Origin of the sequence: Sulfitobacter pontiacus (assembly GCF_040790665.1) — a bacterium.
GTDB lineage: Bacteria > Pseudomonadota > Alphaproteobacteria > Rhodobacterales > Rhodobacteraceae > Sulfitobacter > Sulfitobacter pontiacus.
Genome location: NZ_CP160849.1, coordinates 270,901 through 296,991, shown reverse-complemented (window position 1 = coordinate 296,991; position 26,091 = coordinate 270,901). Strand labels below are relative to the sequence as shown.

24 protein-coding genes and 2 tRNA genes are annotated in these 26,091 nt (G+C 52.7%); 14 read left to right on the top strand and 12 right to left on the bottom strand.

What is annotated here, in order from left to right; all coding sequences use genetic code 11:
• Positions 1 to 30: 30 nt before the first annotated feature.
• The 3 genes from AB1495_RS01330 to hisA form a co-directional block, all read right to left on the bottom strand.
• Positions 31 to 336 carry a phosphoribosyl-ATP diphosphatase gene (locus AB1495_RS01330; protein ID WP_074634552.1) on the bottom strand — a complete coding sequence of 102 codons (306 nt, stop codon included), beginning with the start codon at positions 334 to 336 and terminating at the stop codon, positions 31 to 33.
• Positions 333 to 1,094, bottom strand: a complete 762-nt coding sequence (hisF, locus tag AB1495_RS01325) for an imidazole glycerol phosphate synthase subunit HisF (protein WP_074634551.1) — start codon at positions 1,092 to 1,094, stop codon at positions 333 to 335. The genes AB1495_RS01330 and hisF overlap by 4 nt, the downstream gene beginning before the upstream one ends.
• A gap of 90 nt (positions 1,095 to 1,184) precedes the next feature.
• On the bottom strand, positions 1,185 to 1,901 hold the full coding sequence (gene hisA / locus AB1495_RS01320; protein ID WP_037963903.1) for a 1-(5-phosphoribosyl)-5-[(5-phosphoribosylamino)methylideneamino]imidazole-4-carboxamide isomerase: 717 nt from the start codon (positions 1,899 to 1,901) through the stop codon (positions 1,185 to 1,187).
• Between the two features lie 143 nt (positions 1,902 to 2,044).
• Between hisA and AB1495_RS01315 the strand changes: the two genes are divergently transcribed.
• Both AB1495_RS01315 and AB1495_RS01310 read left to right on the top strand, forming a co-directional pair.
• On the top strand, positions 2,045 to 2,434 hold the full coding sequence (locus AB1495_RS01315; protein WP_074634550.1) for a DUF2147 domain-containing protein: 390 nt from the start codon (positions 2,045 to 2,047) through the stop codon (positions 2,432 to 2,434).
• A 130-nt stretch (positions 2,435 to 2,564) separates the two neighbouring features.
• Positions 2,565 to 2,957, top strand: coding sequence for a DUF2147 domain-containing protein (locus tag AB1495_RS01310; protein ID WP_074634549.1), 393 nt, complete (start codon positions 2,565 to 2,567; stop codon positions 2,955 to 2,957).
• A 15-nt stretch (positions 2,958 to 2,972) separates the two neighbouring features.
• Here AB1495_RS01310 and hisH read toward each other — a convergent pair whose 3' ends face one another.
• Positions 2,973 to 3,611, bottom strand: a complete 639-nt coding sequence (gene hisH, locus AB1495_RS01305; RefSeq protein WP_074634548.1) for an imidazole glycerol phosphate synthase subunit HisH — start codon at positions 3,609 to 3,611, stop codon at positions 2,973 to 2,975.
• Between the two features lie 2 nt (positions 3,612 to 3,613).
• Complete coding sequence (hisB, locus tag AB1495_RS01300; protein WP_074634547.1) at positions 3,614 to 4,201, bottom strand: imidazoleglycerol-phosphate dehydratase HisB; 588 nt, start codon at positions 4,199 to 4,201, stop codon at positions 3,614 to 3,616.
• A gap of 150 nt (positions 4,202 to 4,351) precedes the next feature.
• On the opposite strand from hisB, the gene AB1495_RS01295 reads away from it, so the two are divergent.
• A complete protein-coding gene (locus AB1495_RS01295; RefSeq protein WP_005854294.1) occupies positions 4,352 to 4,591 on the top strand; it encodes an Lrp/AsnC ligand binding domain-containing protein in 240 nt (79 codons plus the stop codon).
• Entirely contained in the window at positions 4,588 to 4,923 is a 336-nt protein-coding gene (locus AB1495_RS01290) for a hypothetical protein (protein ID WP_005854292.1), read from the top strand. Before AB1495_RS01295 ends, AB1495_RS01290 begins: the two co-directional genes overlap by 4 nt.
• 2 nt (positions 4,924 to 4,925) lie before the next feature.
• Here the strand turns inward: AB1495_RS01290 and AB1495_RS01285 are convergent, their stop codons facing one another.
• Positions 4,926 to 5,870 carry a PleD family two-component system response regulator gene (locus tag AB1495_RS01285; RefSeq protein ID WP_074634546.1) on the bottom strand — a complete coding sequence of 315 codons (945 nt, stop codon included), beginning with the start codon at positions 5,868 to 5,870 and terminating at the stop codon, positions 4,926 to 4,928.
• 252 nt (positions 5,871 to 6,122) lie between these two features.
• Here AB1495_RS01285 and AB1495_RS01280 point away from each other — a divergent pair, with 252 nt between their 5' ends.
• Positions 6,123 to 6,848 carry a hypothetical protein gene (locus AB1495_RS01280; RefSeq protein ID WP_074634545.1) on the top strand — a complete coding sequence of 242 codons (726 nt, stop codon included), beginning with the start codon at positions 6,123 to 6,125 and terminating at the stop codon, positions 6,846 to 6,848.
• 671 nt (positions 6,849 to 7,519) lie between these two features.
• Here the strand turns inward: AB1495_RS01280 and AB1495_RS01275 are convergent.
• From AB1495_RS01275 to AB1495_RS01260, 4 genes are all read right to left on the bottom strand, one after another.
• Positions 7,520 to 7,594: transfer RNA gene (locus AB1495_RS01275), tRNA-Gly, on the bottom strand.
• Positions 7,595 to 7,831: 237 nt separating this feature from the next.
• Positions 7,832 to 9,505, bottom strand: a complete 1,674-nt coding sequence (ctaD, locus tag AB1495_RS01270) for a cytochrome c oxidase subunit I (RefSeq protein WP_005854284.1) — start codon at positions 9,503 to 9,505, stop codon at positions 7,832 to 7,834.
• Between the two features lie 319 nt (positions 9,506 to 9,824).
• Positions 9,825 to 10,481 (bottom strand): lipoyl(octanoyl) transferase LipB, encoded by a 657-nt coding sequence (lipB, locus tag AB1495_RS01265; RefSeq protein WP_074634544.1) that lies wholly within the window; start codon positions 10,479 to 10,481, stop codon positions 9,825 to 9,827.
• A gap of 36 nt (positions 10,482 to 10,517) precedes the next feature.
• Complete coding sequence (locus AB1495_RS01260; protein WP_037944581.1) at positions 10,518 to 11,189, bottom strand: DsbA family protein; 672 nt, start codon at positions 11,187 to 11,189, stop codon at positions 10,518 to 10,520.
• Positions 11,190 to 11,363: 174 nt separating this feature from the next.
• Here AB1495_RS01260 and AB1495_RS01255 point away from each other — a divergent pair.
• Both AB1495_RS01255 and AB1495_RS01250 read left to right on the top strand, forming a co-directional pair.
• Positions 11,364 to 11,449, top strand: a tRNA-Leu gene (locus AB1495_RS01255).
• Positions 11,450 to 11,558: 109 nt separating this feature from the next.
• Positions 11,559 to 13,217, top strand: coding sequence for a site-specific integrase (locus AB1495_RS01250; protein ID WP_159431861.1), 1,659 nt, complete (start codon positions 11,559 to 11,561; stop codon positions 13,215 to 13,217).
• A gap of 203 nt (positions 13,218 to 13,420) precedes the next feature.
• Here AB1495_RS01250 and AB1495_RS01245 read toward each other — a convergent pair whose 3' ends face one another.
• A complete protein-coding gene (locus AB1495_RS01245) occupies positions 13,421 to 13,609 on the bottom strand; it encodes a hypothetical protein (protein WP_074634542.1) in 189 nt (62 codons plus the stop codon).
• Between the two features lie 225 nt (positions 13,610 to 13,834).
• Here AB1495_RS01245 and AB1495_RS01240 point away from each other — a divergent pair, with 225 nt between their 5' ends.
• From AB1495_RS01240 to AB1495_RS01210, 7 genes are all read left to right on the top strand, one after another.
• A complete protein-coding gene (locus tag AB1495_RS01240; RefSeq protein ID WP_074634541.1) occupies positions 13,835 to 14,335 on the top strand; it encodes a hypothetical protein in 501 nt (166 codons plus the stop codon).
• Complete coding sequence (locus AB1495_RS01235; RefSeq protein ID WP_074634540.1) at positions 14,332 to 14,838, top strand: hypothetical protein; 507 nt, start codon at positions 14,332 to 14,334, stop codon at positions 14,836 to 14,838. The genes AB1495_RS01240 and AB1495_RS01235 overlap by 4 nt, the downstream gene beginning before the upstream one ends.
• Positions 14,839 to 15,173: 335 nt before the next feature.
• On the top strand, positions 15,174 to 15,470 hold the full coding sequence (locus tag AB1495_RS01230; RefSeq protein WP_074634539.1) for a hypothetical protein: 297 nt from the start codon (positions 15,174 to 15,176) through the stop codon (positions 15,468 to 15,470).
• On the top strand, positions 15,470 to 16,036 hold the full coding sequence (locus AB1495_RS01225; protein WP_074634538.1) for a hypothetical protein: 567 nt from the start codon (positions 15,470 to 15,472) through the stop codon (positions 16,034 to 16,036). The genes AB1495_RS01230 and AB1495_RS01225 overlap by 1 nt, the downstream gene beginning before the upstream one ends.
• 328 nt (positions 16,037 to 16,364) lie before the next feature.
• Positions 16,365 to 19,766: a hypothetical protein gene (locus AB1495_RS01220; protein WP_074634537.1), complete on the top strand. Its 3,402-nt coding sequence runs from the start codon at positions 16,365 to 16,367 to the stop codon at positions 19,764 to 19,766.
• Between the two features lie 926 nt (positions 19,767 to 20,692).
• Entirely contained in the window at positions 20,693 to 21,256 is a 564-nt protein-coding gene (locus AB1495_RS01215; protein ID WP_074634786.1) for a recombinase family protein, read from the top strand.
• A 444-nt stretch (positions 21,257 to 21,700) separates the two neighbouring features.
• Positions 21,701 to 24,754, top strand: coding sequence for a tetratricopeptide repeat protein (locus AB1495_RS01210; protein ID WP_139283764.1), 3,054 nt, complete (start codon positions 21,701 to 21,703; stop codon positions 24,752 to 24,754).
• Positions 24,755 to 25,803: 1,049 nt separating this feature from the next.
• On the opposite strand, the gene AB1495_RS01205 is transcribed toward AB1495_RS01210, so the two are convergent.
• Entirely contained in the window at positions 25,804 to 26,016 is a 213-nt protein-coding gene (locus tag AB1495_RS01205; protein WP_074634535.1) for a hypothetical protein, read from the bottom strand.
• Positions 26,017 to 26,091: the final 75 nt, after the last annotated feature.

Here is a 26,091-nt window from a genome sequence, read left to right as displayed (position 1 = left end):
CGAAATATACTGTGGTCAACGTGCCCCGTGTTAGCGGGCGGCTTTTTCAGCGAGGCCACTTTGCGCCTGTCGGCTGCTCAGTTCATCCAGTACATCTGACAGCGCGACGTCGCGGGATGCGAGCATGACAAGCAGGTGGTACAGCACATCTGCGGCTTCCGATGTAAGACCAGCTTTATCGTCCTTCACGGCCTCAATGATCGCTTCGACCGCTTCTTCACCGAATTTTTCGGCGCATTTCTCGGGGCCTTTTGCCAGAAGCTGCGCCGTCCAACTGCTTGATGGATCGGCAGTTTTTCTTGATTGGATTGTTGCAAATAGATCGTCGAGCGTCATGAAAGCCTCATTGGGATACCGGCATCAGCCATGTGTTGTTTCGCCTGAGCGACCGTAAATTCGCCGAAGTGAAAGATCGAGGCTGCGAGCACCGCTGAAGCGCCGCCCTGAACGACGCCATCGACAAGATGATCCAGCGTTCCGACACCGCCAGAGGCGATGACAGGCACAGAAACCGCGTCGGAAATCGCGCGCGTTAGCGGAATGTTAAACCCTTGCTTGGTACCGTCACGGTCCATTGAGGTAAGTAGAATCTCTCCTGCGCCTTTCTTAGTGACCGTCTTTGCGAATTCGACGGCATCTATGCCCGTGGGTTTGCGGCCACCGTGGGTAAAAATCTCCCACTTTCCGGGGGCGACGGTTTTCGCATCGATGGCACAGACAATGCACTGGCTGCCGAATTGGTCTGCTGCCTGCGCAATAATGTCCGGATTAGCCACCGCGGCAGAGTTAAAGCTGACCTTGTCGGCGCCAGCCAAAAGCAGGGCGCGAACATCTGCAACGGTGCGTACACCGCCACCTACAGTAAGCGGGATATAGCAGTGTTCGGCTGTGCGTGTGACCAGGTCGAACATGGTACCACGGTTTTCATGTGTGGCGTGGATATCAAGAAAACAAAGCTCGTCCGCCCCTGCAGCGTCATATGCGATCGCTGCGTCAACCGGGTCACCGGCATCGCGCAAGCCAACAAAATTAACGCCTTTGACAACGCGACCATCGGCGACATCGAGGCAAGGAATAATACGGGTCTTAAGCATGTCTTCTTTCTCGCGACGGGGCAGCGGAAAAAACCGTTGGAGGGCTGTCTGCCCTCCAAACCACCCGAGGATTTGAAACCATTTGGAAACTCAGGCGAGGGCCTTCAAAGCTTCGCTCAGGTCGATCGCGCCATCATAAAGCGCCCGGCCGGAAATGGCACCGGATATCACGCCAGTTTCTTTCAACGCCTCAAGGTCAGCAAGGGAGCTGACGCCCCCGGAGGCGATGACAGGAATATTGACGGCACGCGCCAAAGCGGCGGTGGCGTCAATGTTTGGACCGCCCATGGCCCCGTCTCGCATGATATCGGTGTAGATCAGCGCCGCGACACCTGCATCTTCGAAAGATTTAGCGAGATCTGTAACCATTACGTCGGTTTCCTCAGCCCATCCCTTGGTTGCCACGCGACCATTTCTGGCGTCAATGCCGACCGCGACCTTGCCAGGAAAAGCTCGCGCTGCTTCACGCACCAAAGCGGGATTTTCGACCGCGACAGTGCCCAGAATGACGCGTGCCAGACCCTTGTCCAGCCAAGCTTCGATCGTCGCCATATCGCGAATGCCGCCTCCCAACTGGGCGGGGACGTTGCAAGACTTCAAAATCGCTTCCACCGGGGCGGCATTGACCGGCGTCCCTGCGAAGGCACCGTTCAAGTCCACCAAGTGAAGCCAAGTGCAGCCCGCATCCACAAACTCACGGGCCTGCGCCGCGGGGTCATCGTTGAAAACAGTGGATTTTTCCATGTCGCCGTGCACAAGACGAACGGCTTGGCCGTCTTTAAGGTCAATAGCGGGGTAGAGGATCATAGTGTTGCCCTTGGCATTGGGGGAGTTGGTTTCAATTGCCACGGCGGGCAGGTTTTTGCAACGCAGCAGAGGTGTCCCCTACGTCAAGCTTGCCTGAATCGTCGTATTGGCTTCAATCTGAGAGCATATCGGGAGGATATATCATGAAAAGAACGATTATTGCGGCCATCGTTGGCATTGGTTTTGCAGGAACAGCCATGGCTGCCGACCCGGCGGTTGGCGTTTGGAAAACGCAACCGGATGACGGGGCTTATGCGCATGTCAAAATGACCCCCTGTGGCGGGGCGATCTGCGGTACGATTCAGCGGACGTTCAACGCGTCGGGCGAATATAAGTCCGAAAATATCGGCAAGCAGTTGGTCATCGACATGAAACCTGACGGGAGCGGCAAATATGCAGGTAAGGTTTGGCGACCTTCAAACAACAAAATCTACATCGGCAAGATGAGCGTCGCCGGTAACAGCCTGAAACTGTCGGGCTGTGTCGCGGGCGGGTTGCTGTGTTCAAAGCAGGACTGGCAGCGGGTCCAGTAACCTTCATTTCCATCCCAAATGAGTGGGATTTGCGCGAATCGGGACGCGGGTGTAGAATATGCCCGCGCCTTGGTTTTTTGGTGCGTTGCTAAAAAGCTGTAAGGCATGTGTCGCTTGGGGGAGTGATACGATGTTTTTAACAAAATATATTTTCTATGCTGCTATTTTTGCAGCTTCTTCGACGACTGTATTTGCTGATGTAGTTGAAGGTGTCTGGAAAACTGCGCCGGATGTTAACGGCTTGGTTGTTCACGTGCGGGCGAAGCCCTGCGGCCCTGCGTTATGCGGCACCGTCGAGCGTGCCAAGGATCGGCGTGGATATGACAAACGCTCTACAGCGGTTGGCAAACGGGTCTTCTGGGATATGAAGCCGCAACCAGACGGAAGCTATGTCGGCACGTTGCTGGAGCCTTCTGCCTCAAAAAAACATAAGGCGAAGATGTTGGTCGACGGCAATGCGATGCGGTTACAGACCTGCACAGGAAATGCTTGCGACGAAATGATCTGGACCCGCCTTCGATAGAAGGCAGTGCCCGGTTCAGGGGCGCCAGTTCAGAAAGTTCGCAATCATACGAAGGCCGGTTGTCTGGCTTTTTTCCGGGTGGAATTGCATGCCGATCATGGTGTCACGGCCGATAACAGCAGTGACGTCACCAGCATAATCGACATGGGCCAACCGCTCGGCCTCGTCCTGTACATCCATATGGTAACTATGGACAAAATACGTGTGATCCCCGGTTTCGATTCCGTCGAAAACGGGGTGAGGCTGGTCTATGACAAGGTCGTTCCATCCCATATGCGGTACTTTTAGGGATGGGTCGCGTGGCGTGATCTTGGTCACTTCGCCACTGATCCAGCCTAGGCCTGCTGTGTCTTCATACTCGCGCCCCATGGATGCCATCAACTGCATGCCCACACAGATCCCAAGAAAGGGGCGGCCCTTGTCGACGGCGGATTCAACCATGGCGGCATAGATGCCGCTTTGGCCTTTCAGCGCGGCCATGCAGGAGGGGAATGCGCCGTCGCCGGGCAGCACAAGGCGGTCGGCGCGCGCCACGACATCGGCGTCAGCGGTGACCACTACATCGCCAGCATTACACTCACGCGCCATCCGTTCGAACGCCTTATGCGCCGAATGAAGGTTGCCCGATTCGTAATCGATAATCGCAGTTAACATCGTTACAGCGCACCCTTGGTCGAGGGGATATCAGAAGATTTCCGAGGGTCGGTTTCTACCGCTTCGCGCAGGGCGCGGGCGACAGACTTAAAGACGGCCTCGGCGATGTGGTGGCTGTTCAGGCCATGCAGCATATCAATGTGCAAGGTGATCCCGCCATGCGTGCTGAGCGCCTGGAAAAACTCCCGTACCAATTCGCTGTCGAAATTCCCGATTTTTGCAGTCGGCAGGTCCACATTCCAGATCAAGAAGGGCCGCGCCGACAGATCAAGCGCGGTACGCACCAAGGCATCGTCCATTGGTAGCAGGCACGCGCCGTAGCGGCGAATGCCGCGTTTGTCGCCCAATGCCGTGCTTAGCGCTTGGCCCAGCGTGATGCCTACGTCCTCGACGGTGTGGTGGTCATCAATGTGAAGATCGCCGTTTGCGGTGATTTTCATATCGATCAGCGAATGACGCGCCAATTGATCCAGCATGTGATCGAAGAACCCGATGCCCGTGTGGTTGGCGTAGGAACCTGTCCCGTCGAGGTTGATTTCGACGCTGATCTCGGTCTCTGCGGTCGAGCGATTGATGGTGGTCTGGCGCATGTGAATATCTCCGTCTTTCGGGCTCTTATAGCAGGGCAGGCCGTCGCGCCAAGACAAAGCGTTTCGATGCCGATCGGTCCCAATCAGCGATTGCGGCTGTTGCCCCCTTATGTCAGCTTGGACGTGTTGTAACCAGCCTAAGGCCTGTCCATGTCTACCTGCGTTTTTATCCAGATCCGGTGCCGGCCCGGCAGTACGTATCGCGTTGCCGAAGAGGTCGCGCTGCGGGAAATACACTCCGAGCTGTATTCAACCTCTGGTGATTACGATCTTTTGATGAAGCTTTATATTCCTTCGGGAAAAGATATTGGCGTTTACATCAACGATAACCTTCTGGACATCGAAGGGATTGAACGTTCGCTGACAACGATGACGTTCAAAGCGTTTTGAGGCTCCTGCTTTCTGCGCTTCTTTGCGGATCTGTTCTTTGGGGGCCAGCGCATGCGCTTACCTATGAAGGGGAAGAGGCCGCGGCGCTGCGCTGCGCCAATATGATCGCCTATACGGCGGTGACCTTGGCGCGTGCGGACATGATCGGTGAGGATGAAAAGACCATCATGCTGGGCGTAACGGTCCTGATCCTAGAACGCCACGTGAGCGGCACGCGGGCGCAAAAGAAATCCGCCATGGGCAAAATGCGCGACCGCCGCTCGATTGATCAGACGCTAGAGGATTACCGCAAACATGCGGCGCAGTGTCTGGTGCAATTCCCGATCAACTAGGATCAGGCGGCGGCGCATTTGCTCGCATAGCGCATTTCAGCCCGCGATAGCGCCCGTTCGAAGGTCTTTTTCACCCGTTGGGTCCGGTTCGCATTCGGCGCAATGGGCGTGCCGACTGATAGGCTGATGCTCTCTTGCTTCAGATCATCGCTTAGCAAGTTCAGCGCGTCCAGCTTGGCCTGTAGGCCAGCCTCCATCCGGTCCCATTCGGGCAGGTTCGGGTCGCGCGTAATACACAGGAAGGCACCGTTGCCTTCGTAGGACATCAGCAGATGGGGGCAGGTGATAAGATCGGTCAGGGTTTCTGCCACGCTGGTAAGGAGATGAAGAAAACTCTGTTGTGACGTTTCTTCGAAAATACGTTCCGCATCATCAATCGACACGCCGAAAACCTGATAGTTGTCCAGTTCGCTCCGATCGAGCTGCGTGATGTAGTTTCCAAGGGAGAATGACAGGATCAGCCTGCCGACATTCGCCAAAAAGACCTTGTCGGCCAGTGTGATATCTTCAGCTACCTGTGTGCCTTCTTTGGACAGGTCGCTCGCGTCGATGCGTTTGATGGTCTTGGATGACACCAAAAGACGTTCGGCCACGCGAATGCGGTTGTAGATGTCCTTCAGGTTAAATGGCTTGGCGATGTAGTCATTCGCACCGGCGGCAAACGCTTTCTCGATAGAGATCGAATCTGTCTTCGCCGTCAGCATCAAAACCGGTTTGTCCTCATACCCGGGGACAGTGCGAATTCTTCGGCAAAGCTCGATCCCGTCCATTTCCGGCATATCGACGTCCAGCAGCAAGCAATCGAATGGCACCTTCTGAGCTTTGATCATGTCGAGAGCAGCCGGACCCGAAGGGGCCGTGTGCAGATCGTTCAGGTCTGCCTGTTCAAACATTGCGGGAAGGAGTTCTAGAATGAATGGATCATCGTCGACTGCTAGAATTTTCAATGTGGTCTCCTTCCAAGATTTGCTTCGGGGCTCCGAGGCAACCTATGTCGAACTCCCTAAACGATAGTGAACAAAACCGGCAACAATATGACTTTTTAAAAAATTCACCCTGTGCGGGAACTATGGGCATTTGTGGCACGAAGGTGAATAGATAAACGTTAACGTCGGAAAACTTCATGGCGAACATGCCGTAAAATCGGCATAATTTTCATCTATTCGTCGCGAATACGCCTAGCTCAACGGATCCATGTAATGAAAACCACTGTTCTAACGATTTCCCTCGCCGCTGCTGTTCTTGTTTCAGGATGTGCTGCGCCCACTGCCGATCGCGCTGCGCAATTCGGCCCTTCGTCCGGCACGCTAAGCTTCAAAGAAAACCGTGAGAACGACGCCGGTATGGTGGAGCAAACCGCCGCGCTTGACGCGTTGATGCGCGATATTGTCCGCAACTCCACAATCAAGCATGCCGCGGTTGGTGCCGCGGTGGGCTGCGGTATCTCGGTGCTTGCCGCATCCGATGCCTCGGGCTGCCTGCGAGCCGCTGCGGCCGGTGGCGTTGTTGGTGCGGTGAGCGGGAATCTCGCCGGAAAACGAGAAGTCGCCCAACGGATGGAGCTGGTTTCTGCCAATGACCTCGTGCGCAGTATCCGCAAGTCCAATGACCAACTGGATGGTATCACGACACATCTTCCCCAGATGCTCGCACAGCAGCAAGAAGATGTGGCGACGTTGAATCAGCTCAAGGCCTCAGGGGCGATTTCGGAGCATGCTTATGACGCGCAGCTTGCCGATATACGCACCAGCCGCGCAGAGGTCGCCGAGGCGTTGGTTCTGTCGGCCGACCAGGCGAAGCTGGCGCAGAACAACTTGGCCGAAGCAGCCGATCAAGGTCAAACCGGTTTGGAGTGGCACATTCGCGCCATCGAACAGATGGAACGTGAAACCCTATCAGCACGATCGACGATATCTCTTCTTTAAGCAGACAATAATGGCGTCACCGGCGTTTGCTGTATGGCGGGCGTGTTCATAGTGCCATCATTCGAACAGGTATAAGCCGACGCAGGCGGGTGCTTTCAGCGCCCGCTTTTTCTTTTGATCACAACGGTATTTGACTGACGTTAGGCGTCGGCAGAAACTCGTTCGTTGCCATATTGAAACATGCTCTATGTTTGGCTCTGACGCACGCGGCTGGGGCGTTTAATCCAACTCATCAGCGATGATCCGCAAGGACAGGCAGAGCGCGTAGAGCCTCGCGAATATCCACGTGCCCCAGCTTCGTTGGTACTGGCCTGAAACGCCTCACGTGCTCTCGCAGGGGGGGGTATCGGGCCCCGTTGTGCTACTGCCCTCAGAGAGAGGCCTAGGGAACCCTTGTCGGCCACAGAGTGAGGGCATTCAGCGGTGAAAGCTTTGTCACTTGCTGCTTGGGCGTATCATTGTGGCGACAGTATATTTTGCGCCGTAGCCGTGCCTGCTTCAACCCTGATCAGAGTTCTAGACTGGGCACCAATGAACGGACCGTTGTCCGAACTGGTAAGTGTGCTGGCCCTTTGTGGGCCTGTGAACAGCTTCATTGTTTTGGGGCCCAGAACAGCAAAAGGCCACCCGAAGGTGGCCTTGCTGTCCTGCTGGGTAAGCAGAGAACCAGTTGGAGCGGGCGAGGCGATTCGAACGCCCGACCCTAACCTTGGCAAGGTTATGCTCTACCCCTGAGCTACGCCCGCATCCTCTGGTAGGGCGTGGAATACCCATAGCAGCGGTGAGCCGCAAGAGGAAAAATAACATTTTTCGAAATTAATTTCAGACAATTTTGGGAAGCCCTTATTTTACTGGGGGACGTGGTAAAATTTCGGCTAACCGCCGATAAACATTCGTCTTTATGAAACTGTACCGAGTGTCGGTGTAGAACGAAAAAAGGCCCCAACCGCCGTTGGAGCCTCTCATTTCAATGTTGTGCTAGCTTAGTGGCTAGGCTGTTTGTCCCATTCTTCCTGCTTGGGAAGAATTTCGAACGTATGCTCTGGTGGGGGGCTTGCCAGCGTCCATTCCAGAGTGTCCGCATATTCGTTCCAAGGGTTCGCAGCTGGGCTACGGGCCCCACGTGTCAACGTGTAGAACATAACACCGAAGAAGAAGATAAAGGACGCAAAGCTGAGGAACGCGCCGATCGACGACCACAGGTTCCAATATGCAAAAGCATCAGGATAATCGATATAGCGACGTGGCATGCCCTGACGGCCCAGGAAGTGCTGTGGGAAGAACGTCAGGTTCGCGCCAATGAACATCGCCCAGAAGTGCAGCTTGCCAGCCCATTCAGGATACATGCGGCCCGTGAACTTCGGCAGGTAGAAATAAATACCGGCGAAGATCGCGAAGACGGCACCAAGGCTCATCACATAGTGGAAGTGCGCAACCACATAGTATGTGTCGTGGTAGTAGCGGTCCACAGCTGCCTGCGAGAGAACGATACCTGTCACACCGCCAACGGTGAAAAGAAACAGGAAGCCGAAGGCCCACAGCATAGGTGTTTTGAATTCAACCGAACCACCCCACATGGTCGCAATCCAGCTGAATACCTTAACGCCCGTCGGCACCGCGATAACCATAGTAGCCAACATGAAGTAAGCTTGTTGGTTCAGAGACATACCAACGGTGTACATGTGGTGCGCCCAAACGACGAAGCCCAATGCGCCAATCGCGATGATCGCCCAAACCATCGGAAGATACCCGAAGATAGGTTTGCGGCTGAAGGTCGCGATGACGTGGCTGATGATGCCGAAGCCTGGAAGAATAATAATATACACTTCGGGGTGACCAAAAAACCACAGAATGTGCTGATACAAAACCGGATCACCACCGCCTGCTGGGTCAAAGAATGCGAATCCGAAGTTGCGATCCATCAAAAGCATGGTGATGGCACCGGCCAAAACGGGCAGGGACAGAAGGATCAACCAGCTTGTAACAAAGATGGACCAGCTGAACAGCGGCACTTTGAACAACGTCATGCCAGGGGCGCGCATGTTGAGGAATGTTGTGATCATGTTGATCGCACCCAGGATCGACGACGCGCCGGATACGTGCACAGCGAAAATTGCGAAATCCATCGACATGCCGCCTTCACGAACAGAGAGCGGCGGATAGAGAACCCAGCCCACACCTGAGCCAAGCTGGCCGCTGCCGCCGGGTGTCAGCACGGAGCAGACTGCAAGCGTTGTGCCGCCGACATATAGCCAGAAAGAGAGGTTGTTCATCCGCGGGAACGCCATGTCAGGCGCGCCAATTTGCAATGGCATCAAATAGTTACCGAAACCACCGAACAAAGCGGGAATAACCACGAAGAACATCATCAAGATGCCGTGCGCGGTGATCAGAACGTTCCAAAGGTGGCCGTTTGGCGTACAGGTCGCTGCGCTATCAGCGATAAACCGCGCGCCTTCCATACACATATATTGCACGCCTGGGTGCATAAGCTCCAAACGCATATATATGGTGAAACATACAGAGATGAAGCCAACGAGGGCCGAAACAATCAGGTACAATAGCCCGATGTCTTTGTGGTTTGTGGACATAAACCAGCGCGTGAAAAATCCGCGCTCGTCGTGATGGTCTTGCCCGTGAATGGCTGCGTCTGCCATGCGGTGCCTCCTGAGATTGGGTTGTCAACTCACACCCCGACAGGGGGCGCGCATTGAATTAAGGTTCGTTCTAGTGCGGCTTGCCAATATGGGCAATGGCCGCCTTTGACGCAGGGCACGAAAAAAGACAGATCATTTATCAAACTGTGTCGGAGGCGCACAGCCTTGTAGTGACGGGGGTAGGAGGTGTCAGAAGTGCTCATCATGCTGGATGACATACGCCTCTAGCGATGAAGAAACCGTAAAGCCGCGGCGGAAATAGCACGAGCGCAGTGAAACGTTTGAGCGGCGAGGTACATTATCCGTCTTTGGGCGCGTACTAAGACAGCGGAGGGAAAACCGTGTCGAACTGCGCTTTCAGGGCGATATCAACGTCTTCCATCGTAACTGGCAGGCCAAGGTCTACTAAAGACGTAACGCCATGTTCTTGGATCCCACAGGGGACGATCCCGGAAAAATGCTCAAGATTTGGATCAACATTTATGCTGATTCCGTGAAAGCTGACCCATTTTCTAAGCCGGATACCGATCGCCGCGATTTTATCTTCACGAATACCGCCTTGCGCCGCGAGCGGTTTCTCGGGGCGTTCCACCCAGACGCCGACGCGCCCCTCCTTGATCTCGCCTTTGATGGTAAAGCTTGCAAGGGTCGCGATCACCCAATGTTCAAGGTCTTGAACAAAACGTCTGACGTCCCGGCCGCGTTTACCGACGTCCAGCATCACATAAACAACCCGCTGCCCCGGCCCATGGTATGTGTACTGTCCGCCGCGGCGCGTTTCATATACCGGAAACCGCTTTGGGTCAGTCAAATCTTCCGATTTTGCTGAGGTGCCGGCAGAATATAGCGGAGCATGCTCTACAAGCCAGACGCATTCATCGGCATTCCCCGCGGCGATAAGGGACGCGCGTTCCTCCATCCATGCTTCGGCTTCCCGGTAATCGACAAGGCCCTTGGAGGTGATCCATTCAACCATTCTGTGCGCACCGTTGAGCCGAGGTAAACGAGACAGTCATTCCGCGGCGCTTACCTCTTGAATTACTTTTTGGATAATTTGCACATAATTATCGACACCCTGCGCACCGGTCACAAGGTATTTGCCCGCGAAGATCATTGAAGGCACGCCAGAAATTCCCTGCGATGTCCAAACCGACTGGCGTTCGCGAACACGTTCTACATGGCTGCCGCTGTCGAGAACGTCCTGCGCAGAACTACGATCCAATCCGACATCTGCAGCGACATCAACGAGGACACTATGGTCTGAAACATCCAATCCCTTCGTAAAATGTGCTTCAAACAACGCAAGCTTAAGTGGGTGCTGCAGGTTCTGATCTTGAGCCCAATCCAGCAATTGGTGTGCAGCAAAGCTGTTGACGATGCGGCTATCGGCGTTGAAATTGAAGTCGATTCCAAGTTCTGTGCCAAGCTGCACAAGATGCGCGCGGTTTTGCGCCGATTGCTCAGGCGATGCACCATATTTTTCGGCAATATGTTCGGTCAGGTTCTGACCTTCGGGGCCCATTTGGGGGTTAAGCTCGAAAGGGTGCCAGCGGATGAACGCGCCAATGTTCAAGGCGGCTAACGCCTGCTCTAGCTGGCGGTACCCGACAATACACCAAGGGCACATCACGTCAGAAACGATGTCGATCTGCAGGGCAGGGGGATCTATGGGCGCTTGGGTCATAATGTTCCTCGGTTCATATCCTCCTTTAAGTTTACGTCTTCGCCTTGTTTTTCAAGCCACCCCGCCCGATTGAATGATAAATCACACGAATCTGAACAAGGACTTAATCTGGCGCAATTTTGCTCTTCACTTTGTGAAAGAGTTTGTCTAAACGACCCTCACCAACCATGGCGTGCGGTCGTGGCGGAATGGTAGACGCGCAGCGTTGAGGTCGCTGTGGGGTAACACCCGTGAGAGTTCGAGTCTCTCCGACCGCACCAATTTGTCCCCCTATATTATTGAATTTCGTACATAATAGGCAGTTCCAGCTTGTTTTGTCCCAGTATTTGTCCCAACTTATGTCCCAACATCAATTTGGGACAAATGGTCATGACAAAGGTAGCTGGTACGAAGAAGAGAAACGGGACATACCATTTCAACATCCCCATCCCCTCCAAGATTCAAAATCTGTACCCGTCGAGGACTCCGGGTAAGTTTAAGCTAATCTTTGATGGCACTATGAAGACAACCGATGCCCAGACCGCAAAGGACAAGGTGGAAGACCAGAGGGCTATCTTTCGCCAGCAGCTTCGCAATCTAGAACGTAAAGAAGAGCAAGAGCGTATAGCGGCGACATTGGATCCCGCTGACGCGGCGCTGCTGGCAGAGCTAGGCGGCGTCCATGGCCTTCTGCGTCAGATCAAAGAGCAACGCGCGGTGGCAGCTTTCACGTTGGCGGGGGTGGGGGCTGAGCTAGCAGATGATAATTATATCGAGGTGGAAGGTGGTCACGAAACGCCGCCGACCCGCGTCAGCGGGGGAGAGCCTGACACACCTTCTGTAGGACGTCTGGAGCAGGAGCTAGGGCGTAGAGAGGCGCATGCCCGGATAGATCACCTTACCGCAGAGACGCGGCGTCTAAAGGTGGTTGCGGGTGCTCTAGGTGAAGACGTCCCGCCGCCGCCGGATGGCATAGACGAAGGGATAACCGGAATCCGTGAGCTTTCCGAGGGTTTCATAGACGCGCACAATTACACCATGCAGAACCGTGAGGCGGTCGCGAACACGGTTCGCCGCTGGGTCGAACTTCATGGTGACATCCCGATTGAAAAATGGACGCGGGCGCATCTTCACAAGTTCGATGAGGTTCTACGCGGTCTGCCATCTAGCGGGCGGCGTGATGTGCGTAGTCTGTCAATTTTGGATGCGGTGGCGAAGGGGAGGGCGGAGGGTCTAGAGTCGATCAGCTACAAGACTCGGAAGCGATACAGTGACCACCTAAAAGCGATGACCAAGTACGCGGTGGCGAGGGCTGGCCTGCTTCTGTCGGACCCCTTCGCGGGATACGAGCCGGTAGGTGAGAAGGTGAAGCACAGCAAGGCAAAGCAATCGGACGTTATACCTTATACGCCCACGCAAGTGGGAATGATCTTGGATCACTGCGCAAAAACTTTTGATCGTCAGGTAATGGACTATTGGATGCCTATGTTCGCTGCTTACACGGGGGCACGCCGTGAGGAGATAGGTCAGCTGACGATCAATGACGTCCGGTTGGTGGGCAACATATACGTCATGGACATCACAGACCTAGGCGAAGATCAAAAAATTAAGAATAAGCACAGCTTGCGAACCATTCCGATACCTTCACCCATTTTGGCGGCAGGTTTTATCGAGTACTGGCAAAGTCGCATGGCGGCGGGGGCGAAGTACCTTTTCCAGCGCAGCTTCACAGACAATCTGACGAAGAAGAAGAGTTTGGTTGAGGTTGCTCCAGACAGGCGTGGGCGTTTCACTGAGGTGTACGGCAAAAACTTTTCCCGCACCGTTCGTGAAAAGTTGGGTTTGACCGAAGAGGGTATGACCTTCCACAGCCTGCGGCATTCTTGGACAGACGCAGCACGACGCGCCAAGATCGATAAGGAAACACGCCGCCTGATTGCAGGGCGTCTCGACGGTGAAGATGTCGTTGAGGCTGGGTATGGCGGCGACGACCTGCTGGCGACCAAGCTTGAAGCGCTGGAAGAGATCGCAAGGTGTGTCCGAGACTAGGCAGGACGATACCTAGCAGACCTACAGAGAGGCCCCGTCAGGGGCCTCTGCTCATTCTATATATCATCCCGCCAAAGCATCGCGGATATGGCCTGCATTGGCTCTCCTATCGACTTCAGGACCTCGAGTGTGGCACGCAGGTGTGTTTCTACTTCAGCCTTCATGTCGTCGCTGAAGTTGAGCCGCGTTAGCGGGTGGATGCATCACCTATCAAGATGAACTGCGTTGCCTGTAGGCATGGCTTCCTGCATCGCGGATAGCTGTTCCTGCACCTGTGCCAGCATCCCGCTCAGATGTTGCAATAATACATCTGACATCGGCGAGAGGCAGGTATCTGCCAGCCCCGATGTCGCGGAAATTAGGTCGCCGTGCATCTGCTCAAAAGTTTTCATGATTATTCTTCTCCATTCAAAGTTTCCATAGGTCGAAACTATGTGGAGTCATAACCTATTGTAAAGGTTAGTATAAATGACGTGATAATGTCATTTTGCCTGACATCTCGCCGCAATTACTTACCATTTTCTGACCCGTTTTGTTGATTCGATTGACTCTGGCTGCAATATTTAGTAGGTTAAGTCAACAGAAGAATTTAACATTAACAAAATGAGCAGGAAATAATGAATATAACAGTTTTTGACTACGCAGATGCCGTCGGCGTCCATCTTGGTACAGCACGACGGCGGTTGGAGAGCGTACCCCGCGACGTGCGATCAAGGCCGCACCGATTTGGTCTGGCGGATGCCCTCCTAACCCTGAAGCAAAAGGAAGTGGATGACGGGGCCATGCAGCGGCTGGTCGCTACAGTCGCGGTCCAAGATGATCGCCTGTACGTCGCTGATGATGTGACTACTGCAAAGGCGCTGTTTGCCGTGCTGCCCCAAGATTGCCGTGCACGTTTTGATGTAGCGCGTAGCCTCTTCTTTGCGTCGGTGGCGAACAGTGCGATGGCCGTGCCTTCCGTCATGGAATCTGTTGGGACCCTTTCGGACCTTCTGCTCCTGCAACGTGACGTTTTGCGATGTGTCGTCGGAGTCGATGCGACCTGCGATGTCGCAGGTATTGCCCCAGCGTTTGCGCTCGTCAATTGCCGTAATACTAATTTTGAGGAGGCTGCATGATGCCCCAGAGTTTCGAAACATTCAACAATATCGTTAATTCCAGCCCTGTTTTGACAGATCGATTTTCTGCACTGGTGCAGGACACGATCAGCGCTGCCAGAGAGCAGCATGGTGTAGACCTGACCATCGAAGACTGTACCGCCATCGCGGAGCTGCGCAACGCGACGCTTGGCGCTACGCTTGATCGTGACGAGCTGGACCGCCAAATGCTGGAACTGTCAAGTCTATCAGACAGCAAGCTTAAGGCAGATATCGCCGCTGGCGATCAGGAAGCCATGGCGGTGGCATTGCAGAAGGTCAACGCGGGCAAGGAAGTAGTGCACTATGAGCGCAGCAGCGATGACCGCGCCCGACGAATTTCAATGGCGCGAGAGCTTGGAATCGCAACGCCACCGCCAGTGCAGGATGATCTTAGGTCCCGCGCCGAAAAGATCGAACTTTTGCAAGAGGTTAAGAACCCGGCGCAGCGTGTGGCACTGGCGAGAAAGTGGGGGCTGCTGTGAGCCGCGAAAGCTTTCTAGATTCAATCACAAGTGACGATCACAGCGATGCTTCAGCACGGCCAAAGCGATCTGGGAAAGAAGCTCAAAAGCGTAAGGCCGTCAGGGAAAAGCTCCAACGGGGTTTAGAGCGCCGCCGGTTCTGGACGCCCCAGCAGCTTGCCGAGGAGGCAGCTCGAATTCAACAGCAGATAGACGAAATCCTTTCCGCGCGCCGAGCGCAGGATCAAGATCAAGCATCGTGAAAGAATACTGGCCTGCCCACAGCCAGTCGATCCGGCGGCGACGTTTCTCCCGTCGCCGGATCACCTCCAACAACTAAGAGAAAGAACTGATAAATGTACGAACAGACAGCAGGTTTGAGCACGCAGCTCGCCAGATTTTTAACAAATTCGATGGACGCGTTTGAATTACGCGGTCAAGGATTTTACGTCGACTTTAATCGCTTGAAGCGAGAGCTGGATGACGATGCAGTTCTGACCATGTCGGTGCTGCTTCAAGCTGGTTTTGCTCAGTCTACCAACACCGATGGAGAGTGGACCACGGCACGTGGCGCAGGAGGAAAGTCTGACCTTTTCACTGCATTCCCGGACGGCGGGCTGGTTGATATCTTAAACGTCTTGGAGCCTGTGTGATGGCAGCAGAATTACCCAACAAGCAGCACGAGAGATTTGCGCGGTTGCTCGCCGGTGGGGTCAAGCAACGAGAGGCTTATGCTCGCGCCGGATATGCCACCACCAACAACAGGGCGGCGGCATCGCGCCTCGCGAAGAAGGTGGCATCGAGAGTCAATGAGCTGCGAAATGAAGAAGCCGCACGCATTTTCGCGAGCATGGCCCCAAGAAGCTCAGGCGGGAGCCTCGCTGACCTAGGCATTACCATTTCTTGGTGCGCAGAACAGTATCGTAAAATTTTAGCGAAGGCCCGCGCCTCTGGCGACTGGAAGTCAGCCACAGACGCGACGCGGTCCTTGGAAAAGTTGATCCGAGATGCAGAAGCGCGGGGCAGTGACGCACCTAAGACCAGAGGTCAAAAGATCGATATTGATATTGATCATATGATGTCCATTCTCGCAAAGCTAGCAGCGCCTACAGTCAAGATCGTCGATGATCAGCCAGCGAAAGATGTAGAGGTTTCGCCTGAGGTGGGCACGATGGCCCGGAACAGGGCGCACCGGGCAGCGGCAAGGGATGAGCAATAAAAAACGCCGCCCCAATAAGGAGCGGCGCAGGGTGTAGGAGAAAGGACTACACCAAGGAAAAGAAATAGGGACACAACCCCCTACTCCAATAAACCTAACCCGGTACGCCCCCATTTGTCAAGCTTTTTCTAGGCTGTAGCGGTCTTTCGTGACCCGGGCGCTACAAAAAACAGAAAACACGAGAATCATAAAATGATTCGTTGATCGAATCGTGATTCACACTTACACAGGAATTGCAAGAGGTAATGCGAAAAGACATTTCAGCTTGAAGCTAAAATAACACAGCAGCCCGCCACGGGTGAAAAAGAGAGAAAGAAGACCAAGACTTATGACTAGTACTACTACTACCCAGCGTAGCGATGCGTCGGAAGAAACGATTGCTGCCCCTTTCTTAAAGGCAGGGCTGAACCTGTTCGGCGAAGATGGATCAGTTCGCACAGCATCCTACGCAGGGGGACTGGCAAAGTACGCGGCGAGTAACGTGGTGGAGATTGCCGACTACCAAGATGGAAGCAGCCGCGAAGTTCTAGCTGATGAACCTGTGTACCTTCCCTCACTGAACGACGCTGAAATCCTAGGCACCGAGTCGGAAGGTCTGGCGGAATTCCTCAATCGAGAGGTGTCCTTCCTGACAGGGGAGATGTGGGGAGCACGCGACCGTAGAAATACACAAGATTCGGAATGGCAATCTCCCACAATGACGTGGGGACAGTGGATTGGTGGGGGTGCCGGAAGCGGCAACGCCCCTGCGTGGGGCTTCTCCCGCCACCCTGAAAGCAAGCACAAGGCAGGCCCATGCATCGTCCTAGGATCGTCTGTAGGAGGTGCTCGCAAGGCCAAGGCGATGGACACCATGTATGCCATGGGTCTGGATATCGACTCCGGCGCAAAGCTCGATGATGTCCTCGCGGATGTTGAAGAAAAGGGCCTACTATGTATTGTCTACACGTCCTATAACAATGGCACGACAGGTCTTGAGCTGAAGCGCGACGAAGTGCTTCGAAAGCTTAAGGTTGCGCGTGATCCGACTGAGGCTGAAATCAAGCAATACCTGCGAGAATTCGACAAGAACCGCTACGAGGAAAGTTTCATTTCTGCTTGTGCTGTAAGTGCGCAGAAGGTGCAGACGACCGAGGGTGTAAAGATCATTCTTGACACTCCTCCGCTTGAAAAGTTTCGTCTCATCTTTCCTCTGGAGGCTCCGGTCAAGCTGATCGATCTGGCTGATACGCAGCAGGCATCCTTGGACCTGTGGGAAGACAAGATCACAGGTCTAGCTCAGAACACCCTTGGCATCCACTTCGATACGTCCTGTACCGATCCAAGCCGCCTGTTCTATACAGCCCGCCACCCGAAGGGTAGTGACGACTGGTGTGCGGCGGTAGTGATGGGGACTCCCCTCAAGTTCGATGACGTCAAGCCGATGAAGAAGAGCGTCTACACGTCCAATCGGGAGGTGAACGCCTTCACGATGGCCGCAGACATGTCTGGTGATGAACGTCCACCGATGGCGCTGACGCCGTCCGGGAAGAGCCTGAACGACTGGCACCGCACCGCGAAGGACCGCTTCATGCTCGCGGACCTGATGGAGACCCTGTGCCCAGATCGTGTGCGCAACGCAGGTGGTGAAGCACAGGGACACGTCCACACCGAATGCCCCTTCGAACATGAGCACACCTCTGAAGGTGGTACAGCGACGATGGCGGTTAACGCAGTGGACTCTCAGTCGGAGTATTGGACTTGGTTTTGCCATCACGACGCCTGCCAAGGTCGACACAAGCTACAGCACCTTGAAGAGGCTCTTCGGCAGGGATGGTTCGAAGAGGATGCTATCATGGATATCGACCTCGGATTCATCCTCGAAGGAGAGGATGGTGTCGATGACCCATTCGAACCTGTGGAGATCAAGAAGGAGCGCGAACAGGAAAAGCGGGCCACCTTTGAAGAACGTGCAATGGCATTGGACAAGGATACCACGGAGCACGAAATCGCAACGCTGATCGAAGAGGCAATAAAGGAGGGGGTGGATTCCACGACCAAGGCCCGCCTCATGGATGCCATTGTCGCCGCGACCGTCTTAGGTAAGCAGCCCGTCAAGGATCTCTGGAAGAAGGTGGCGAAGACATTACGCAGCACCACCAGCGAAAAGGGCGACCGTCCAGATGGAATCCTAGTCACTGAACCAGCGCCTGACCAAACGCGGTACGCCTGTGAGGCCATCAAGAGAGCGAACGAAGAAACCCCGTTTTTCTTTGAGTATATGGAAGACGCAGCAATCGTTCGAAATGGGCGTCTTCGCATTACAAATCACGCAATGAAGCGACGGCAGCTCGGAGACGTTGCCAGCTTTCACAGGCAAACGAACGAAGGTGAGACCCAGCACATTTACCCTCCGAAGGATGTAGTGGAGGACGTTTTCGCCGGGGACCTGTCTGAGTTTTTGTTGCCTATCAGAGGTGCGGTCGACACACCATTTTTCGCCGCTGATGGAGCGCTAGTTACTGAGAACGGATACCACAGCGGTTCAGAAATATACCTGCAAAGCGAACTGGTGATGAAGCGCGTTAGCGCTGTGCCAACCAGCCAAGAGGTCTATGAGGCGAAGCGGCTCCTCATTGAAGAAGTGCTAGCAGACTTCCCGCTGGGTGCTCTAACGCGTCCTGAAATCGTAGAACAGGCTCTGCATGGAGAGGGTGTAGCGGCGGTTACCAATATGATGGCCTTGATCCTCCTGCCGTTTATGCGGGAAATGATCGACGGGGCTACACCCGGTCACCTTCTAAACAAGCCCGCTCCAGGTACAGGTGCATCACTTCTTGTGGATGCAATCTCTATCATCGCGGCGGGTCGCGCTACGCCTGCGCTGGCAATGCCCGGAGGGAACGATGAGATGGGCAAGACCTTGACGTCAGTCCTTTCGAACGGACAGAACATCGTGTTCTTCGACAACATCAACCACTCCGTCGATAGTGGGGAATTGGCCTCCGCCATGACTACGCCTGTGTATCAGGCTCGTATCTTGGGAAAGACACAAACGGTTGAGGTCGATGTCCGCTGCGCATGGGTGTTCACAGGTAACGACGTAAAGTTTTCGCCGGAGCTTATCCGTCGTCTGATCATGATCGATTTGGACGCAGAGATGGAAAACCCTGAAAAGCGTACTGGGTTCCGGCATGGCAATATCTGTGGGTGGGCTTCTGAAAACCGGGGAGACCTTGTATGGGCCTGCCTGACGATCATCCAGAACTGGGTGGCGCAGGGGATGGTAAAGCAGACAGACACGGTTCTAGCTTCATATGAGAACTGGTCCGGCGTCGTCGGTGGTGTTCTTGAGGCCGCAGGCATGGGCGGGTTCATGGGTAACCGCGAAATGCTTAAGTCCGCTAACGAGGAGCAGGATAGCCCCATCAATCTACTGAAGGAACGCATCATCCAGTTCGATGTCGGTACGAACTTCGCGGTAGGAGACGCTAAGCGCTTTAAGAATGGCGTATCTGTCAAGGCAGAACTGGAAGGCTTCGATGATGGCGATCCACTCTACATCAACGGCTGGGCTTACGATAAGCATTCGCAGACCTACAATGACACCACGGCACTGTCTCGCCAGTTCGGACGGTTTGCAGAAACATTCCGGGCTGACCGTGATGGCGGAACCTACTTTCTGGAAAAGGGAACCAAGGGGGGCACCAAGGTCTGGACCTTGCAATTTGAGAAGCGTCGGGCAGCCTGACAGAGTATAGGCCCGCGTTAGCGGGCTGGATGCCTGACACAGTAGAGGCCCGCGTTAGCGGGCCTTTTCTGTTCTTGAACTCGCCCGCATGTTGCGCGAGGGAGGCGAAAAGGCGGGAGGAGCGGGAAAATACAGTGCACTGCAGTAAGAATGCAGTAGGAATACAGTGGGAATGCAGTGAGAATTTTCTTTAAGTCTTTGTTTTATATGTATTTTTTTGAGAAATGCAGTAATACAGTAGGAATTTAGGTCTTAAGACTCTAGGAAATATTTTTTTTACACACCCTCTCCCCCGCTAAGCAGGATCGAAAAAAAAATAAAATAGCACAGCGGCAAACGGGCAAATTCCACTGTATTACTGCATTTTCGATGAATATTGTTTCATTTCAATGACTTACGTCTGCAGTGGCCACTGTATTCTTACTGCATTCCACTGTATCGTACTGCATTCCTGCTTTCAGACCTTCTTGACCCTAAAACTTCCGCTCAGCCCCTGCACGACCGTAATGGTGCAACCCCGCGAAATCATCCATCACATTCGGTAAATTGAATATATTATCATAAAACACAGGGCCTTGACCCCTGTAACCATCAAGTAACAAAGTTGCGCATGAAGCGACTCGAATACAATAAAATTACTTTTCGCCAAGGTGGACCTGCATCCCGCTAACGCGGGGGAATACCATCAACCCACATCCACATCCCGCTGGCCTATCGCCCCTATGACCTATCGAGTGGGCATCCCCCCCGCGTTAGCGGGTGACCTGATCGCCGCGCCCCTCCGGTTTCCGATCATCCCGGCGTCCGTTTTGAGTATACTCTTTCCGGACATGTGAAATGTGCCTGAATGTGTCCTATTAGACTTTCCGAATCATATATGGGACGCTATCTATTTAACGGACAGTCTAATGAGACAGGAGATGATCATGGGTGAACTAATCGGATATGCACGGGTAAGCAGCGCAGGGCAGAAGTTGGATATCCAGATTGCCGCCCTAACGGGCGCAGGCGTCCACCCGGACCACCTCTACACAGAGAAGGCTAGCGGAACCAAAAGGACCGGACGCGCCGCACTGGAGGACATGCTTAGCCGTGGCATCCGCAAGGGTGATACAGTCGTTGTGACGCGTTTGGACCGCTTGGCCCGATCATCCCGCGATCTACACAATATCGCCCATATCCTTGAGGAGAAGGGTGTAGGCCTCAAGGTGCTGGAGCAGGACATCGATACCACTACCAGCGCAGGACGCCTGTTCTTCTCGATGCTTTCAGCGATATCCACGTTTGAAACTGAGATACGCAAGGACCGCCAGCGCGAAGGCATAGACGCAGCGCTTGCCAAGGGTGACGACTCCCCCTTCAAGGGTCGTCCTGCGACCATAGACGCCGCACAGGTAAAAGCCATGAAGGACAAGGGACTGACGCCCACAGCCATCGCACAGGAGCTTGGTATCGCCCGCAGCAGCGTCTACCGCTACCTATCTGCTTAACAGGATTTATTTAAATCAGATAAATCCTGTTTTATTCGCTGCCGAAGTTCTTGATTTGCCAACCTTGGCGGTGCGCTACCCTATATAAATTAAACTAGGGGACCCATTGGGGGGTACCCAGTACCGCAGCGTAATTAACCCAGCAGCTGAATGCACATTTCAGAGCAACACGAGTGGGTTCTGGACTCGCCATAGCAGGGATAAATGAAAATGGTTCGACTTACAGTTTTCACTGGTATCGCGCTATCGAGGCAGAAAATAAGAGCTTGAACCTATCTTCACTAAGGAACAGCCTTCATACAATATCGCGGGCGGACTTTTTCTAGACATGACAAACAGTTCTTCTAAAAAAACAAACGTTAAAGAAATGCGCCCCTCGTATAACGTTGGGTGTAAAGGTTATAAAGTCGCCCTACGGTCGGGCTAATATGGGTGGCAGTGCAAATGTCTAGTTTTGAAAATATTTCATTTTTTGATGAGGAAGCGTTACTAGATCGGCTTTCTGATGGGCTGCGTGCATCACCGAAGGAAGTCGTTTTTGTGGTTGGAGCACCGCTAACTGCTCCAGAAGAACGAGGGCAACCGGGCGTTTCGAATGTCGAGGATATGATTGGGCGGATCAGAAAGCGATTTCCCGAAGGTTCAACTCAACGCATATCACTCGAGAAGACTGTCACGGAATCCCCAAACCAATATCAGGCGGCATTTCACTTTTTACAGGGCAGGCGCGGGCAAGACGCATGCAATCAGATCGTTCGTGAAGCTGTGCTCAACGCACGCATACCCATCGTTAATCCGGTTTCGACCGTAGATGCTATTAGTTCTTTAAACGATGAACAGTTGCGAGAGCTGGAAAACGATGGCGACGGGTGGCATCTCTCAAGAGGAGTCGAAGCTCTCGGTCACCTCATTGCAAAAGAACAGAACGTTTTCGGCAAAACTCTTCTGACTTCCAACTTTGACCCTTTGGTACAGGTGGCGATCCGACGTGCTGACGGACTGGCTTGGCAGACTTCCTTAATTGGTGACGGCGATTTGGGAAACACGCGTGCTGATGGATGTCGGATAGTTCATTTTCACGGTTATTGGCAGGGTACCGATACACTGCACACTGGGATTCAATTACTGCAGTCACGTCCTACACTCAAATCCTCCCTTCTTGAGCACCTGAAAGACAAATTGGTTGTCGTACTTGCATACGGGGGATGGGAGGATATTCTAACCTCAGCGCTCAAAGATCTAGGTGGCAATACTGCAAGTTTTCCAGAAGTGCTTTGGGCATTTTATGACACCACCCCAGCGATTCCACTGCATTTGCGGTCAGTACTTCAACCGGGACTGGACAGGGGTAGAGTTAGTTTATACGCTGGAATAGACTGTCACAACTTTCTTAGCAAGTTGGCTGAAAGGTGGAGTATTTCTTGTAAGCTCCATTCTACGCAAACTCCGAAAAAGGCTTCTACCGCTGATTTCGTATCTACCCCCCAAAACCTAAAATTACTGGATTGTGATCGTCCACCGAACATTGAGGCTTGGGTCGGACGTGACGCCGAATTGCGATCCTTGGAGACGACACAGGCTCAAGTTATAATTCTTACCGGTATGGGGGGGCAGGGCAAATCACTGACTGCCGCGAAGCATATCAAAGACACCTTCACAACCTCTTCTAATTTTCTGTTCTGGGATTGGCGCGACTGTAAAGAAGCCGCCGACAGCATTCGAACACAAGTTATTGCTGCCGTTGACCGCATTACCTCAGAGGAAACCACAAGTGAAATGCTAGCTGATAGTAGCGACGCCGATCTTGCAGATTTGCTAGTTGATTGCAGTGCTAATGCGAAGACTATTTTCGTCTTCGACAACGTCGATCACTATGTCGACTTGGAGAATTTTCGATTCGTTGGTTTGCTAGCGAGATTGGTCGAAGGCTTTGCTAACGCGGAGACCACCAGTCAACTTATTCTAACCTGTCGACCTAAGGTGAAATATTCAGAAGCAAGTGTGATTTCAATTCCAATGCCCGGTCTGAGTATCACTGAAACTATCGCTTTGTTTGCGAAGCGGGGCGGAGACAGTGTCGTTGTAGAGAAAACAGAGATTGAAGCAGCACACGAAATGACTAAAGGACACCCTTTTTGGCTTGACCTGATCGCGGTACAGGTCGCTCAGGTTCCAGGTGTTACTTTAGCTGGATTACTTGAGGATTTGCGGCGGGGGCGGGAAGAAACTCCGAATGTTCTTTCTTCGATATGGACAAGACTCCCAGAACGGGAACAGACATTGTTGCGGATAATGGCCGAGGCTGTAAGGCCGGAGACAATGGAAACCCTAGAAAAATATGTTTCCTCTCGGCTGAGGTACAACAAATTCAAGAAAGCACTTAGTTCACTTATTCGACTTAACTTAGTGGTCGTGAAACCAGAAATTAATTCTCCAGATTTATATGACCTTCATCCCTTGGTTCGACAGTTTGTAATACAAAATTTTTCACCTGATGAGCGGAAAGACTTCATCAATTTGGTAATTGGTCAATATGAAACAATAATAAAATCTTTAACAAAGATGCTTGGTTTCTCTTTGCCGCTTTCTTTACTGGGCAGATGGACCCAAAAAGCTGAACTTGAGATTGCAGCACAACAGTATCAAGATGCTGTAAAAAGTCTTAATGATGCCCTTGCAGCGCTAATTGGAGGCGGGCATTCTGAAGAGTTTATTCGTGTCGCAAGATCGCTATTGGAGGCTGTCGATTGGAATGTAGCATCGTCTGATTACAAAGGTTTTGACGAAATCGTTGGAGAATTTGTAAAGTGCCTTGATGATCTTGGCGATTATTTAGGTGCAAACCAAATCCTTGAAAGGTTTGAGCAGACTATACCCGAGAAGACGGCCCGCTACATTCACTATTGTGACATGAGGTGCTATTCAAGTTGGATTAGGGGGAATTACGTAGAAGCAATTGAATGGGCTGAGATTGGGTTGGGCCTCAAGGATCGTACTAACGTAGACACTCAGTATGGAAGTAGCCATAATCTAGCCCTCGCGCAGCGTGATGCAGGTGATATAGATTCGGCCCTTAAGTATTTCTTGGGAGATACGCCCTTATCTGAGTTGATTGATCCCGCATCTACCGTGGAAGTTGAAAGAGGAAATAAGCAGGGCAACGTTGGTAGATGCTTACAGCTTCAAGGACGGGAAGATGATGCTCTAGTTTGCTATCGTAAATCGACTAGGGCATTGGAAGAATCTACTGACCTAAATCGTCTGTCTAATCAGGCTTATGCTCGCCAGTGGGTCGCCGAGTGTCTTCATAAAAAGGGGAACTATAAGTTGGCCTTTGCGTTTGCCGTAAGCGCTGAAGAGATACTTCGGAGGGTATCGCCAAGCCGAGCACGATTGGTTGAGCGCCTGAGGGAAGAAATTCAGCCACATTTATCGGAAGATGATCAAATCGTCGACGTCTCAAATGCTAATAGAAGAGTTAGAGCATGGATGAGATAGGCCAACGGCAATAATCCCAGCTATGTTCGAATAGGAGAATCGGCTAGATCATGCAGTGTATAACTTCTTCAGGCCCTGATCAGTTCTATCGAATAGTAAATGCAATTGGTATTGAAGAGAATCATTTTCGTGATTGCATCAGCCGATCTCTGTCATACGTCCAGGAAATAATAGTTATCACAGGCGCGTTTTGCAGTGATCGGGATACCTGAAGGAGTGCTTCTTGATAGAATTCGCTTTTCAGTCGGACTGAAGGGAGTTAATTTAACGCACACTCAGGGTAAATGATCTGAGGCAGTTCAGCCTTCGGAATTGAAGTGCAACAAGATGTCCTGCCAAACAGCTTACTCAAACTCGAAAGTGTGAAAGCGGCAACTACAAACCACCGGGGTTAAGTTAGGTCCGCTATAGAATTTGTTCAAGTGAGATTAGGACTGATTTCAATTTGCGCATTTTACGCCCCTTTTCACCCTAGTCGATATCAAGTAGTATCGGTCCCGTCGGTTATAGCATTCCTCGAATTGCGGTATTGTTTGAGGCCCTGTAGGGTGATTCGAAAAGTCTACTTGATATACAATATTGAATTGAACGGATTTGGTTGAATAGGGTGTTGTCAGGTACTCTGATACGTGGGGCGGACTGATAGTCCGCGGTTACCGTCACGCCAAATATTCAGTTTACTAAAGTTCCTAACGGCAGATGGTTTTGAATTTACTATCCTTTAGCGCGCAGCTTTTCCGTTGATATTGAGGGGGGGCTGCCTGGGAACGGGGTAGCTTTTGGCATCGCAGCATTCCAAGTGCGCGATCCTCAATGCATGATTTTTGCTTAAATAGGCCAGCTCAATTGCAACGACGTTTTGTCAGGTGAGTGACCTGCCAATATTGTCAAATATTTATTGGGAATGACTTACCTGAAAATGCCCCCGACCAACTTGCACAACGGTAATGTAAACTACATTATACTCAGCACGTATGGCAGAAGGCAAATTTTTCAGACTATTAAACGCAGGCCGATCACTATTGTCTTTGGGCGAACGGCTGGGGTAATCACTCAAAGAAGAAAATAAGGTCTCCGCGTCGTTCTTCCGATACGATGCCCTCGGAAACGAGATTGTCAGCAAGATCCCCCGCGAATATGTCCTGCTCTGTTTGTGGAGGAACGGGGGCTCGGAATTGGGCAACAATTCCATGGGGATTTAAGCGTTCAGCTAGATTATCATTCGGCGCTTCGGGCAGCGTTATCCTAACTTGAAATTCCATCTTTCTATCTCCTGTCTGTTACTTTGATCTAAGTTGATAGGGGGGGCGTATGAAATAGCAAGACCCTGCTAACGA